This window comes from Nonomuraea sp. NPDC048901 (genome assembly GCF_040649695.1).
GTDB lineage: Bacteria > Actinomycetota > Actinomycetes > Streptosporangiales > Streptosporangiaceae > Nonomuraea.
In genome coordinates this window covers 72800-85430 of sequence record NZ_JBEZFW010000016.1, presented here as the reverse complement: position 1 = coordinate 85430, position 12631 = coordinate 72800, and the positions used below count along the sequence as shown (strand labels likewise).

Here is a 12631-nt window from a genome sequence, read left to right as displayed (position 1 = left end):
CCATCTTCCCCCCAAGTGCACGATCGTTACCTGGCGAATGGCGGATTTCTCGTGACGCCGGTCACTCTCGCGAACCGGCGCAGCGCTCCCGGCGAGATCCTCGACAGCGCGTAACCGATCTTCCCTTCCGCGTTGACCGGCACAACGGCCTGGTCACGGTGTACGGCCCGGAGGATATGAGCGGCGACGCGCTCGGGCGGGTAGCCGCGGCGGGCCAGCCCTTGTTCGGCCGAGTCCCTCATGTCCGGTCCGACGTACGTGGCGTTGTGCGCGATGGGCGTGGACACGAAACCGGGGCAGATCACGCTGACCCCGATGCCCTGTCCGGCCAGTTCCGCTCTCAGGCAGTCGCTCAGCATCTTCACCGCCGCCTTCGAGGTCGAGTAGGCGGGCAGCAGTCGCGACGGTACGAACGCGGCCAGCGAGGCGATGTTGATGATGTGGCCGCCTTCTCCGCGTTCGACCATCTGGGCGGCGAACAGCCGGCAGCCGTGGATGACGCCCCACAGGTTGACGTCGAGGGTTCTGCGCCAGTCGTCGACCGAGTGGTCGAGGAACGGCCCGCTGACCGCGATCCCGGCATTGTTCACCACAATGTCCGGCACTCCATACTCAGTGCGGATATTTCTGGCGAAGTCTTCCATCTGGGTGGTGTCGGCGACATCGACTCGTACGGCGTGTGCCGTACCGCCGAAGTCCTTGGCGATGCCGTCAGCCGTACGAGCCGCCGCCTCGCGATCGAGGTCCGCGCAGACCACCTCGGCGCCGTGCGCCGCGAAGGCCCGCGCGGTGGCGCGCCCGATGCCGCTGCCCGCGCCGGTGATCACCACCAATTGCCCGTCGAACGCCTTGCGCCCCTCCTCGACGCGGGCCCCGCGCAGGCTCCTGGTGGGCGCGCCGCCATCGGCGTGGGTGGCGAACTCGGCGATCATCCTGGCGATGACGTCGGGGTGACTGCGCTGGACCCAGTGCCCGGCCGCGATCTTGCGATGCCAGAACCTGGGAACCCCCTCCCCCAGCGAGGCCAGCAGCGCCGGGCCGACGAACGGATCTCGCGTCGCCTCGATGAGCTGAACGGGCACGGCAACGTGGTCGGGCACGTCGCCGCTGGGATGGCCGCCCATGTTGCTCCGGTAGAGGTGCAGTCCGTTGCGGGCGTCGCTTCTCAGAGTGTCGGCCGGGTGGCCCGGTCTGGGTTCGAGGCCCTCGTCCCGCCGCATCGACCGCTCCAGGACCCGGGGCATGAACGTGCTCCAGGCCAGCTCGGGCAGCACCGGGAGCCGGAAAGCGCCGATGTACCAGGACCTGACCGCCTGCGCCAGGACGTCGCGCCGCCTGCCGTGCCGCATGAAGTGGCGCGCCTGCGCGAGCCCCGGACCGCCGAAGCTGGTGAAGGAGGCGATGCGATCCCGGATGCCGGGACGAGACACGGCGTCCCAGCCCTGCAGCGAGCCCCAGTCGTGCCCGACCAGGTGGACCCTGGGCTTGCCGATCGCGTCGAGCACCGCCGCCAGGTCGGCCGCCAGCCGGTGGAAGGCGTAGTCACCGGCATGGCGTGGGGCCGTCGAGGCGCCCGCACCGCGTACGTCATAGCGGACCACCTGGAAGCGGTCACGCAGCCGCTCGGCGACCTCGTCCCAGACCCGGTGCGTGTCCGGATAACCGTGGACGAGCACGATCGTGGGGTCGCCGGGATCGCCTTCCTCGAAGACCGCCAGCCGTACGTCATCGGACTCGACCCAGCGCATGGCGACCTCCTATTGGACGTGGAGTCCAATGATAGATCTCGTCAAGGGCGGGCTGCCAGCCCCGTACAGGATCGCAGGGCCCGCCAGTCGGCCACCGCCTGTGTCTTGGCCGTGCCCGTCATCGGGATCGGTATACCCCCCTGGATGGTGGCGGGCGTCCACTGGTCCTTGAGCACCTTGCGGCCCTTGATGGTGAGCGTCAGCACGCCGGTCCTGCCGGTGGTGCCGGGCGTGGAGTTGTAGAAGACGAAGTTGCCCAGGCCGTAGCTGACGTAGCCGTTGCCGATGTACCCGGCGCCGAGCAGGATGTGCGCGTGCCCGCCGACCACGACGTCGGCGCCCGCCTTGACCAGCTTCGGGCCGAGCGCGAGCTGCGCCGGGTTGGGGCACTTCTGCATCTCGGTGCCCCAGTGCAGGTGCACGATGACGGTGTCGGAGTTCTTGCGTGCCTGCCGTACGGCCTGGAGCAGGCGATCCTCGTCCTTGGCCGACGCGAGCCCGCCCTTGTCGGATGTAGCCGTCCAGGCCTGGATGAACTCGGCGTCGAGCACCTGCGTGGCCCCGATGATGGAGACGCGGTTGCCGTTGACGGTCTTCCTGTACGGCTTGTAGGCCTGGGTGGAGTTCGCCCCGATGCCCACGATCGGGAACTTGCTCCGCTTGATCGCCGCCAGCGAGTCGGCGAGCCCGGTCTCCATGTAGTCCATGCCGTGGTTGTTGGCCATCGACGCCACGTCGACGCCGGCGGCCTTCAGCGCGCCGAACGCCGTCTCGGGCGCCCGGAATGTGTACTGCTTGCCGGGTGCGGGCGTGCCACCCGTGGTGATCGCCGTCTCCAGGTTGACCATCGCCAGGTCGGACGAGCGCAGCACCTGCGCGATCGGTCCGAGCGCCGTGCGCGGCGCGGCGAGCCGGTTACGAAGCCCGCCCTCGAAGTGCACGTCCCCGCCGAACGAGATCGTGTACGGCTTCCGGGCGGGGGCGGCGGGGGTGGTTTTGACGGACGCGTCCTTCGGTTTCTCCGCCGCCTGTTCGCTCTTCGGCGGCTGCTCCGACTCGGCCGCCGAGCACGCGGCGGCCGAGGCCAGCATCACGGCGAGGGGCGCCGCGAGAAGGGGGCGGGGGACTCTCATGTGCGGCTACTTCCGCTCGATCCTGACTTTCAGCCATCGAGCATGCCATGAGCGGATGAATCGCGCGCGGCCTAGGGGCGCTGACCTTCGGTCATGAGGCCGGTCATGAGGCCGAGGCACCGCAAGGTCACGGCGAGGCAGCGCCGGCCGTGGAGCGGGGTCACGACATCGAGGCAGCGCCGGCCATGAGGCGGGTCATGGCGTCGAGGCACCGCTGGTCCTGCGGCGAGTAGACGATCATGCGGGTCTCCGGCGCCGAGGAGAGGTGGAAGCTGGTCGTGCTGAAGCCGATCCGGCCCATCTCACGGTGCTCGTACGTCTTCACCCGCGGCCCGGGCTCGGCCACGTCCTGCCTGGCCCACAGCCTGGCGAACTCGGCGCTCTCCGCGGCGAGCCGCCGGACGAAGTCCTGCCAGCACGGGTCGTCGGTGTGGCGACTGTAGGCACCCCTGAAGACGGCGACGGCGCGCGGCAGCTCATGGTCGCGGTTGACGAGCATGGTCGTCCATGAAGGGCTGACGAACGTCTGCCAGAGCGAGTTGCGCTCGCCCTCCGGGGCGTCGACGATCTCGGGGAAGATCGTCGCGTAGGCGGGGTTCCAGGCCAGCACGTCGCAGCGGCTGTTGGTGATGCACGCGGGCATGGCGCCGAGCTGGTCGAGTATGGCCTGCATCTCCGGCGTCACCGGGGTGGAGCCGGCCAGGACGGGTGTGCCCGGCTGGCCCGCCAGCCGGTAGAGATGCTCCCGCTCGGCGGTGTCGAGCCGGAGCGTACGCGAGATCGCGTCGAGCACCTGGCTGCTGGCGTTGATCGGCCGTCCCTGCTCCAGCCACGTGTACCAGGTGACGCCCACCCCGGCGAGCTGGGCGACCTCCTCACGGCGCAGGCCGGGAGTGCGCCTGCGGGGCCCGGGCGCCAGATCGACCATCTCGGGGGTGATCCGCTCGCGCCGGGTGCGCAGGAACGCCGACAAATCGGAGCGCCTTGCCTCTGTCACGGTCACCCCTTCACTATGGTGGAGCGGGCGTAAGCCATCCAGGTGCTGTTAATACCAGTATAAAGGGGCTCTCGTTACTGGTACTGGTTTGCCGCCAGACTCTATCTATGACCCAATCTGCCCATCTTGCTCCCCCGATCCCGGCCGTACAGCCGGAGAAGGGCAAGGCCAGCGGGCTGCTCCTCGCGATCATCCTCGTAGGACAGTTCCTGGCCATCCTGAACGTCAACATCGTCAACGTGGCCACCCCGACCATCGAGGCCGATCTGCACTCATCAGGTGCCGGGCTGCAGATGATCGTGGCGGGATACACCATCGTCTACGCCGTCCTGTTGATCACCGGTGCCCGGCTCGGCGACCTGCTCGGCTACCGCAAGGCCTTCCTCGCCGGGCTCGCCTTTTTCACGATCACCACGCTGGCCGCGGGGCTCGCGCCCACGACCGGCACGCTGGTCGCCGCCCGGCTCGCCCAGGGCGCCGGGGCCGCGCTGATGATGCCCCAGGTCATGACGCTGATCCAGCGAAACTACCAGGGCGCGGCCAGAGGCCGGGCGCTGGGCCTGTGGTCGGCGGTGGTGAGCGGTGGCATCGTGGTCGGCCAGGCGCTCGGCGGGATCCTGCTCGGGCTCGGCGCCGGCTGGCGGATCGTCTTCCTCGTGCTGGTGCCGATCGGCGCGCTGCTGTTGATCGCGGGGCTTCGGGTGCTCCCCGCCGACCATGGTGGCGGCCAGGGCGGGCTCGACCCGTGGGGCCTGGTGAGCCTGTCGGCCGCCGTGCTGCTGTTCGTGGTGCCGCTCGTGCTGGGCAGGGACCTCGGCTGGCCGCTGTGGGGCTGGGCCTCGATGGCGCTGAGCGCGGTGGTCTTCGTGGCGTTCGTCCGTGTCGAGCGTTGGGTGACGGGCCGCGGCGGGCGCCCGCTGGTCAACGCGGGCGTGCTGCGCGCCCCCGGCATGCGGCCGGGGCTCGCCGTGCTACTGCTCGGGCCGGCCACCTGGGGCGCGTTCCTGTTCACCTCGGCGCTGCACCTCCAGGGTGACCTGCGCCTGTCGCCGCTGGCCTCGGGCATGATGCTGGTGCCGTGCGCGCTGGCGTTCGCGCTCGTGGGGCTCTGCTGGCCGCTGCTGCCGCCCGGTCTGCAGCGCTCGCTCGTGCCCTTCGGCTACGTGGTGGCCGCGCCGGCCTACCTGGGCCTCGGCCTCGCCTCCGGAGGCGGCGTCCTGTACGCGGTCATGAGCGCGCTCATCGGCGCCGGGCTCGGCGTGCAGGTCGCGGTGACCAACATGGCGACCCAGCAGGTGGACGACGTCTACGCCGCCGACGCGAGCGGGGCGCTCCTCACCGTGATGCAGCTCGGCCAGGTGATCGGGGTGTCGACTGTCGGCACGCTGTTCATCTCCTTGAGCCAGGGCGGGGGCACCGGCTCCGCCTCGATGGCGACCGCCGTGGCGCTCGCGGCGCTGGCCGTACTGGCCGGGGTGAGCTCGATCTTCCTGGTACGGCGCCGCTGAGACTCTTCTTGGTACGGCCCGACCGAGACCTGTACCAGTCCTTTACTTGAATCATTCAGGTTTAGCACTAGCGTGTCCGGATATGGGGGACAACGACCTAATTCGCCAGGCAGGGCTGCGGGTGACCGCGGCCCGCTTGGCGATCATGCGGACCGTGCGCGAAGGCGACCACCTCGAGGTGGAAGCCGTTCACCGCGGCGTGCTCGACCGTGTGGGTCAGGTGTCCCTTCAGGCCGTCTACGACTCGCTGCACGCGCTGCACCAGGCCGGACTGCTCCGCAAGATCGAACCCATGGGCAGTCCGGCGCGCTACGAGGCCAGGGTGGGTGACAACCACCACCACCTGGTCTGCCGGCGCTGCGGTGCCATGACCGACGTCGACTGCGCGACCGGGCTCGCCCCGTGTCTGGTGCCCGTCGACGCGGCCGGATACGTCGTGGACGAAGCCGACGTCACCTACTGGGGCGTCTGCCCGAGCTGTCAACGATGATTTTCGGAGGACCGCGCTGATGACGAACAGGCCTATCTCCACCGACGACGCCGGCATTCCCGCGCCGAGCGACGAGCACTCGCTCTCCGTCGGCCCCAACGGCCCACTTCTTATGCAGGATCACTATCTGATCCAGAAAATGGCGCACTTCAACCGGGAACGGGTTCCCGAGCGCGTCGTACACGCCAAAGGCGGCGGCGCCCACGGTGTCATGCGGATCACCGAGGACGTCAGCCAGTTCACCAAGGCCGGCCTCTTCCAGAAGGGCAAGGAGACCCCGCTCTTCCTGCGCTTCTCGACCGTCGCCGGCGAACTCGGCAGCCCCGACACCGCCCGCGACCCACGCGGGTTCGCGATCAAGTTCTACACCGAAGAGGGCAACTACGACCTCGTCGGCAACAACACCCCGATCTTCTTCATCCGCGACCCGCAGAAGTTCTCCGACTTCATCCACAGCCAGAAGCGCCGGGCCGACACCCACCTGCGGGACAACAACATGCAGTGGGACTTCTGGACCCTGTCGCCGGAGTCGGCGCACCAGGTCACGTTCCTCATGACCGACCGCGGCATCCCCGCCTCGTGGCGGAACATGCACGGCTTCGGCTCGCACACCTTCCTCTGGTACAACGCCGGAGGTCAGAAGTTCTGGGTGAAGTACCACTTCAGGACCGAGCAGGGCATCAAGAACTACACGGGCGAAGAGGCGGCCGCGCTGCTCGTCGACCCCGACCACCACATCCGCGACCTGCACACGGCCATCGAGGCCGGCGACCATCCGTCGTGGAAGGTGAACGTGCAGATCATGCCGTTCGAAGCCGCGGCCGACTACCGCTTCAACCCGTTCGATCTGACCAAGGTGTGGCCACACGAGGACTACCCCGAGATCACGATCGGCCGGTTCACCCTGAACCGCAACCCGCGCAACTACTTCGCGGAGGTGGAGCAGGCGGGCTTCGAGCCGTCGAACCTGGTGCCCGGCATCGGCGCCTCACCGGACAAGATGCTGCAGGGCCGCCTGTTCTCCTACCCCGACACGCACCGCTACCGGATCGGCCCCAACTACCTGCAGCTGCCGATCAACCAGCCGCGGGCCGCGGTCAATTCCTACAACTTCGACGGTCCGATGACCTTCAGCAACTCGCAGGACCCGGTGTACGCCCCCAACAGCGTCAACGGCCCGGCGGCGGACCCGGCGTTGTACGCGGGCGAGAACTACCAGGTGGCAGGCGAGATCATCCGGTCCGCGTACACCAAGCACGCGGAGGACGACGACTACGTCCAGCCGCGCGCCCTCTGGGAGAACGTGCTGTCAGAAACGGACCGCGCGCACCTGGTGAGCAACATCGTCGGGCACGCCTCGGCCCCCGAGGTCACCTCGGAGATGAAGCAGCGCGTCGTGGAGTACTGGAACAACATCCACAAGGACCTGGGCCAGGGCGTCTCCCACGGCCTCGGCCTCTCCTGACGCCGCACGTGAAACAGCCCGCGCCCATGTGCGGCGCGGGCTGTGCCCGTTGTGGGCGGTCCAAATGGAGGGCAGAGGGCTCTTCGGCTGGAGTCGTCAGACCGTACTCCGCGATTGAGGACTGATCCCCTGCTTCGAACCTGGTGTGGCTAGTTGATCTCCAACGCGGTTCAGGCCAAGATATGAAGATCTTCAGATCTCGCGTACAAGGTCGAACTGGAGTGCGTGGCGGCCCTGATGGTGTTGTGCCAGCAACCTGCCAGGGCCGTTTTTCATGAAGCGGTAGCGGCAAGCGAGGTCAGGTCGAACTCGCCATCGCGGACCCCGGCCGTAAAGGCGGCCCATTCACTCGGCGTGAAGACCAGGACGGGACCGTCCTGCTCCTTGCCGTCCCTCAAAGCGACGTTTCCGTCGGCAAGGGGTGCGACTTCGACGCAGCTGCTCGCGCCGTTGCAGAAGCTGCTCTTCTGCCAGGTCGCTACCACGGGATCGATGTACATTTTCTCCCCAAACGGGCGAAAGGGGCACCATTGCCCCTTGTTGTGATCTTTGTCGCTAGCCCCGCCACATCATGGCCTTGCGCTGGATGAGGACACGTGACTCGTCCTCGTCAAGCGCTTGGGACTCGATGTAGTCGAAGGCCGTCTCATATCCGGCTACACGTTCGAGGTCTTCGACGAAGTTGGCCGTGTAGAGCTGCTCCAGGTATACAACATCGTCGAATTCCGCGAACTTCAGATGGATGAACGCCCCCGTGTTGACGGGGTGCACCGCATCCGTCGCCAGTATCTGCACACTGACGTGCGGTAACAGCGACATCTCCAGGAGATGCTCCATCTGCGCACGCATGACCGAGGGCTCACCGAAACGACGCATCAGCGCCGGCTCGTCGAGCACGAAACGTAGCTGGGACGGCTGTGGGCGATGCAACACCCGCTGCTGCCGATCCAGGCGCGCCTCGACCCGGCTCCGGACACCGCTGTGCGTGATCCGTGAGATGCCACGGACGGAAAGGACGACCTCCCGTGCGTAGTCCTCAGTCTGGAGGAGACCAGGCACGATCTGGGGTTCCCAGTTGCGCTGGAAGGTCGCCTCCGCTTCCAGCCCGAGGAATCTTGTGTATTCCTCCGGGAGGGCGTCTTCGTAATCTTCCCACCACCCACGCTGATCCGCATCCCTCAGCAGGGCGAAGAGTTCGTCACGTTTCTCACTGTCGATCTTGTAGAGCTCTGCCAATGCCTTGATGTCCTCGGCACTTGGCATGGTCTTGGCCGCTTCGATCCGGCTGATCTTGCTGGGACTCCAGCCCAGATCGCCGGCCGCTCTGGCTCCCGTCAGCTTCCTTCGCTCGCGGAGGAGGCGTAGCTCCTGACCGAGTCTGAGCCTGCGAACAGTCGGACTGCCCTGCTGCGATGGCACCGTCCACTCTCCTCGTCGGGAATGAAGGTGAAGGTGAAACGGGGAAAGGTCACTTAGCCGTTCGGCCAATCTTACACTGCAACTTGCACGAGCACTGCCACTGAGGCTTGCCGTAAGGGTTTCACGGAGTGAGCTTAAGGGGCAAGAGGGGGCCCAACCCGGAGCGGGACGGCAGCCGACGACCTCCCTGAACCGCTCATGCGCCAGGAGCGCCTAACAGTTGACGTGCAAGTTGCACCGCAAAATATCAAGCAAGGTCCGAAGAAAACTAAATCTTCTCTTGCTGAATGTATTGCACCAGGCCCATCCGGGAGAGACGATCGAGCCCTGGAAGGTAACCGACGGATGGGGGGCCGAGATGACGACACGGCCTACCACACCGGGCCTACCGCTCTTCATCGCTGGCGGCCACGCGGGCCGCACCTCCGGCAACGTCGCCGTCCCGGATTTGAATCTCTGCCCCAGGGAGGCCGCTTGCCGGAAGGACCCCGCACGCATCTGACTGACCACAGCGCATGTCGCTCATTCGAGCGCGCAGAAACACCAAGAAGCCGGACCCAGGCTGACCACCTATTAGCCGCTCAAAAGGGCTGCCACCCTGCGGCGCCACCGGTCATCAGCCTGCGATCCGGCGAAAGAACCCACCTCGAGTAATGCCGCGAAAGAGGTGTTCCATGTACTCACAAGGTACCAAGGGACTCAGCCGAATCAAGACCCGGATCCGGGAACTCATGGCATGGGCGGATCGAGAAATCTGCATGGAGCCGGATGAGTTCGCCTACCGGCGCGGCTGGACCGTCGACAAGATCGGATTCGGCGCTCGTCGCTACCGCGACCCCCGATTCGACCAGCTCACGATCCCCTCCCGAATCGCCGAGGAGGTGTCCTGAGATGTCGAGGAACCCGCGCAACCAGATCTACCCCGCCAACGAGGACCTGCCGCCCACCCGTACCGGCCTGCTGGCCAGGCTCTGGCGGATTCGTACCGAGTTGCTGCTGATCGGGGCGCTCAGCCTGTTCGTGCTGACCCTCCTGGGCGCCACCCAGCAGGGCCGGTGGTGGCCGTTCATCATGCTGACCAGCGCGATCTCCGCGCCCGCGGTGACCAGGACCGGTCGCAACTGGGTGATGGCGCACTTCTGGTGCGTGGCGTCCAGGCACCGGCTGCAGAAGACCTGCCTGGAGACCACCATGCACACCCGCGCGGGCCGGATCCCGCTGGTGTTGTGGATCACGCCCACGCGTACGGGCGAGAAGGCCCTGGTGATGACCAGGGCGGGCATCTCCGCCGCGGAGTTCGAGGCGTACGCCGAGGAGATCGCGGCGGCGTGCTGGGCCAGGAGCGCCAACGTCTACCGGCACCGCAAATGGGCGCACCTGCTGATCGTGGAGATCGTCCGGCGTGAGGAGCTGCCCGGCGCCGTCTCCCCCGGACTCGACCGGCTCTACGGCCGCGCCTGGGCCTCGCTGAGGACCGACCTCGAGGAGCCCCCTGATCTGGCCAGGCCGTTCGCCCTGCCGCAGGTCGGCTGACTGCCTGCCCATGACCTGGGGAGTGGCGGCTCGGGCCTGGGCCGAACGCTCCCCAGTGCAAGCCCCGGAGACCGCGGGGGCTCCGGGGCTTCCCCATATGTGTCGTACGAGCAAAGATGAGTTCCACCGACGAACTCAGGAGCCGTGATGACGTCGACCGTTCACCGGACCTGTCCCCTGTGCGAGGCCGTGTGCGGCCTGACACTCACCCTCGACGAGGGCGGGCACGTGACGAGCGTGCGGGGCGACAAGGAGGACCCGTTCAGCAAGGGCTTCATCTGCCCCAAGGGCGCCAGCCTGGGCCGCCTGGACGAGGACCCCGACCGGCTGCGCAAGCCGCTGATCAGGGAGGGCGAGCTCTGGCGCGAGGTCGGCTGGGACGAGGCGTTCGCCGCCGTCAAGCAGGGCCTCGACCAGGTCACGGAGCGGCACGGCCGCCAGTCGGTCGGCGTCTATCTCGGCAACCCCAACGTGCACAACATGGCGGGCCAGCTCTACGGCACGCCGCTGCTCAAGTCCCTCGGCACCCGCAACATCTTCTCGGCCAGCACCGCCGACCAGATGCCCAAGCACGTCGCCAGCGGGCTGATGTTCGGCCATCCGCTCGCCGTCCCGGTGCCGGACCTCGACCGGACCGACTACCTGCTCATGCTGGGCGCCAACCCGTTGGAGTCCAACGGCTCGCTGTGCACCGCGCCCGACTTCCCCGGCCGGCTCAAGGCGCTGCGCGCCCGCGGCGGCCGGCTCGTCGTGGTCGATCCCCGCCGCACCAGGACCGCCGGACTGGCCGACGAGCACGTGTTCGTACGTCCGGGCACCGACGCCTACCTGCTCTTCGGGATCACGCACACGCTCTTCGCCGAGGACCTGACCACGGTGTCCCATGAGGTCAACGGCCTGGAGGAGTTACGCGAAGCGGCCAAGCACTTCCCGCCCGAGGTGGTGTCCCGCCGCACCGGCGTGCCCGCCGAGATGATCGTCCGGCTGGCCAGGGAGCTGGCGGCGGCCAGGACGGCGGCCGTCTACGCCAGGATCGGCACGTGTACGGCCGAGTTCGGCACGCTGGCCCAGTGGCTGGTGGACGTGCTCAACGTGCTGACCGGCAACCTCGACCGGCCCGGCGGCGCCATGTTCGCCAAACCCGCCACCGAGTTCGGCCTGGCCCGCCGCCCCTACACCGTGGGCCGGTGGAAGAGCCGGGTCAGGGGCCTGCCCGAGGCCAACGGCGAGTTGCCGGTCGCCACGCTCGCCGACGAGATCGAGACGCCCGGTGACGGGCAGATCCGGTTCCTCCTCACCGTGGCCGGCAATCCGGTGCTCTCCGCGCCACACGGCACCCGGCTCGACGCGGCCCTCGAGCGGCTCGACTTCATGATCAGCGTCGACCCCTACCTGAACGAGACCACCAAGCACGCGAACGTCATCCTGCCGCCGCCGCGGGCCCTCCAGTCGGGGCACTACGACTTCGCCCTGCTCAACTTCGCGGTGCGCAACTACGCCCGCTACTCGCCGCCGTCGCTGCCGCTGGACGGGCAGCCGTCGGAGGCGCAGATCCTGGCCCGGCTGACCATGATCGCCTCCGGGCTGGAAGGCGATCTCGACGAGTTCGTCCTCGACCAGATGCTGCGCAAGGCGGTCGGCCTGCCGGGCTCGGGCGTGGAGGGGCGCGACGTGGCCGAGCTGCGGGCCGCGCTCGAAGGCGATTGCGGGGCCGAGCGACGGCTCGACCTGATGCTCAAGCTGGGCCCGTACGGAGAGTGGACGGGCAAGGGCGACCTGTCGCTGCGCAAGCTGCTCGACAACCCGCACGGGCTGGATCTCGGGCCGCTGGAGCCCCGGCTGGGCGAGGTGCTGAGGACCGCCTCCGGGGTGATCGAGCTCGCGCCACCGCAGCTCATCGAGGACGTGGAGCGGCTGCGCGCCGGGCTGGAGCAGGAGCCGCCGGAGATCGTCCTGATCGGGCGGCGCCACCTGCGCTCCAACAACAGCTGGCTGCACAACGTGGCCCCGCTGGTCGGCGGCAGCAACACCTGCACGCTCCAGATCAACCCGGCCGACGTGGCCAGGCTCGGGCTGGACGGGGAGGCCCTGGTCCGCTCGGCCACGGGGGAGCTCAGAGTGCCGCTCGAACCCACCGACACGATCATGCCGGGCGTGGTCAGCCTGCCCCACGGCTGGGGACACGCGGGCAGCGCTCAGCTGATCGCCGCCGAACACGCCGGGGTGAGCGCGAACATACTGACCGATGAGTCGACAATCGACGTTCCGTCGGGAAATGCCGTGTTCAATGGGGTTCCGGTGACGATTTTGCCAACCGGGGTGATCACCGCACATTAAG

At 67.9% G+C, this 12631-nt stretch carries 11 protein-coding genes; 6 read left to right on the top strand and 5 right to left on the bottom strand.

Annotation, left to right across the window (positions count from 1 at the left end; all coding sequences use genetic code 11):
• Positions 1 to 26: 26 nt before the first annotated feature.
• The 3 genes from AB0C30_RS41880 to AB0C30_RS41870 form a co-directional block, all read right to left on the bottom strand.
• Complete coding sequence (locus tag AB0C30_RS41880) at positions 27 to 1748, bottom strand: SDR family oxidoreductase (RefSeq protein WP_357954583.1); 1722 nt, start codon at positions 1746 to 1748, stop codon at positions 27 to 29.
• 41 nt (positions 1749 to 1789) lie between these two features.
• Complete coding sequence (locus AB0C30_RS41875; RefSeq protein WP_357954581.1) at positions 1790 to 2881, bottom strand: CapA family protein; 1092 nt, start codon at positions 2879 to 2881, stop codon at positions 1790 to 1792.
• A gap of 160 nt (positions 2882 to 3041) precedes the next feature.
• On the bottom strand, positions 3042 to 3878 hold the full coding sequence (locus AB0C30_RS41870) for a helix-turn-helix transcriptional regulator (protein ID WP_357954579.1): 837 nt from the start codon (positions 3876 to 3878) through the stop codon (positions 3042 to 3044).
• Between the two features lie 107 nt (positions 3879 to 3985).
• On the opposite strand from AB0C30_RS41870, the gene AB0C30_RS41865 reads away from it, so the two are divergent.
• The 3 genes from AB0C30_RS41865 (at position 3986) to AB0C30_RS41855 (ending at position 7341) form a co-directional block, all read left to right on the top strand.
• Positions 3986 to 5386, top strand: a complete 1401-nt coding sequence (locus tag AB0C30_RS41865) for an MFS transporter (protein WP_357954577.1) — start codon at positions 3986 to 3988, stop codon at positions 5384 to 5386.
• Between the two features lie 82 nt (positions 5387 to 5468).
• Entirely contained in the window at positions 5469 to 5876 is a 408-nt protein-coding gene (locus AB0C30_RS41860) for a Fur family transcriptional regulator (protein ID WP_357954575.1), read from the top strand.
• Positions 5877 to 5895: 19 nt separating this feature from the next.
• Positions 5896 to 7341, top strand: a complete 1446-nt coding sequence (locus AB0C30_RS41855; protein WP_357954573.1) for a catalase — start codon at positions 5896 to 5898, stop codon at positions 7339 to 7341.
• A 272-nt stretch (positions 7342 to 7613) separates the two neighbouring features.
• On the opposite strand, the gene AB0C30_RS41850 is transcribed toward AB0C30_RS41855, so the two are convergent.
• Both AB0C30_RS41850 and AB0C30_RS41845 read right to left on the bottom strand, forming a co-directional pair.
• The gene (locus tag AB0C30_RS41850) at positions 7614 to 7841 is read right to left on the bottom strand and encodes a DUF397 domain-containing protein (RefSeq protein ID WP_357954571.1); all 228 of its coding nucleotides are present in this window, start codon (positions 7839 to 7841) and stop codon (positions 7614 to 7616) included.
• A gap of 55 nt (positions 7842 to 7896) precedes the next feature.
• Positions 7897 to 8760, bottom strand: coding sequence for a helix-turn-helix transcriptional regulator (locus AB0C30_RS41845; protein ID WP_357954569.1), 864 nt, complete (start codon positions 8758 to 8760; stop codon positions 7897 to 7899).
• 758 nt (positions 8761 to 9518) lie between these two features.
• Between AB0C30_RS41845 and AB0C30_RS41840 the strand changes: the two genes are divergently transcribed.
• The 3 genes from AB0C30_RS41840 to AB0C30_RS41830 all read left to right on the top strand — a co-directional run bounded on the left by AB0C30_RS41840 (position 9519) and on the right by AB0C30_RS41830 (position 12630).
• Complete coding sequence (locus AB0C30_RS41840; RefSeq protein ID WP_357954567.1) at positions 9519 to 9650, top strand: hypothetical protein; 132 nt, start codon at positions 9519 to 9521, stop codon at positions 9648 to 9650.
• A gap of 1 nt (position 9651) precedes the next feature.
• A complete protein-coding gene (locus AB0C30_RS41835; protein WP_357954565.1) occupies positions 9652 to 10293 on the top strand; it encodes a hypothetical protein in 642 nt (213 codons plus the stop codon).
• A gap of 147 nt (positions 10294 to 10440) precedes the next feature.
• Positions 10441 to 12630 (top strand): molybdopterin-dependent oxidoreductase, encoded by a 2190-nt coding sequence (locus AB0C30_RS41830; protein ID WP_357954563.1) that lies wholly within the window; start codon positions 10441 to 10443, stop codon positions 12628 to 12630.
• Position 12631: the final 1 nt, after the last annotated feature.

What these genes read in the sequence shown, in the direction of transcription:
- AB0C30_RS41830 (WP_357954563.1), top strand. Translation starts at nt 10,441, where the DNA reads ATGACGTCGACCGTTCACCGGACCTGTCCCCTGTGCGAGGCCGTGTGC.
- AB0C30_RS41865 (WP_357954577.1), top strand. Translation starts at nt 3,986, where the DNA reads ATGACCCAATCTGCCCATCTTGCTCCCCCGATCCCGGCCGTACAGCCG.
- AB0C30_RS41840 (WP_357954567.1), top strand. Translation starts at nt 9,519, where the DNA reads ATGGAGCCGGATGAGTTCGCCTACCGGCGCGGCTGGACCGTCGACAAG.
- AB0C30_RS41850 (WP_357954571.1), bottom strand. Translation starts at nt 7,841, where the DNA reads ATGTACATCGATCCCGTGGTAGCGACCTGGCAGAAGAGCAGCTTCTGC.
- AB0C30_RS41880 (WP_357954583.1), bottom strand. Translation starts at nt 1,748, where the DNA reads ATGCGCTGGGTCGAGTCCGATGACGTACGGCTGGCGGTCTTCGAGGAA.
- AB0C30_RS41875 (WP_357954581.1), bottom strand. Translation starts at nt 2,881, where the DNA reads ATGAGAGTCCCCCGCCCCCTTCTCGCGGCGCCCCTCGCCGTGATGCTG.
- AB0C30_RS41835 (WP_357954565.1), top strand. Translation starts at nt 9,652, where the DNA reads ATGTCGAGGAACCCGCGCAACCAGATCTACCCCGCCAACGAGGACCTG.
- AB0C30_RS41860 (WP_357954575.1), top strand. Translation starts at nt 5,469, where the DNA reads ATGGGGGACAACGACCTAATTCGCCAGGCAGGGCTGCGGGTGACCGCG.
- AB0C30_RS41855 (WP_357954573.1), top strand. Translation starts at nt 5,896, where the DNA reads ATGACGAACAGGCCTATCTCCACCGACGACGCCGGCATTCCCGCGCCG.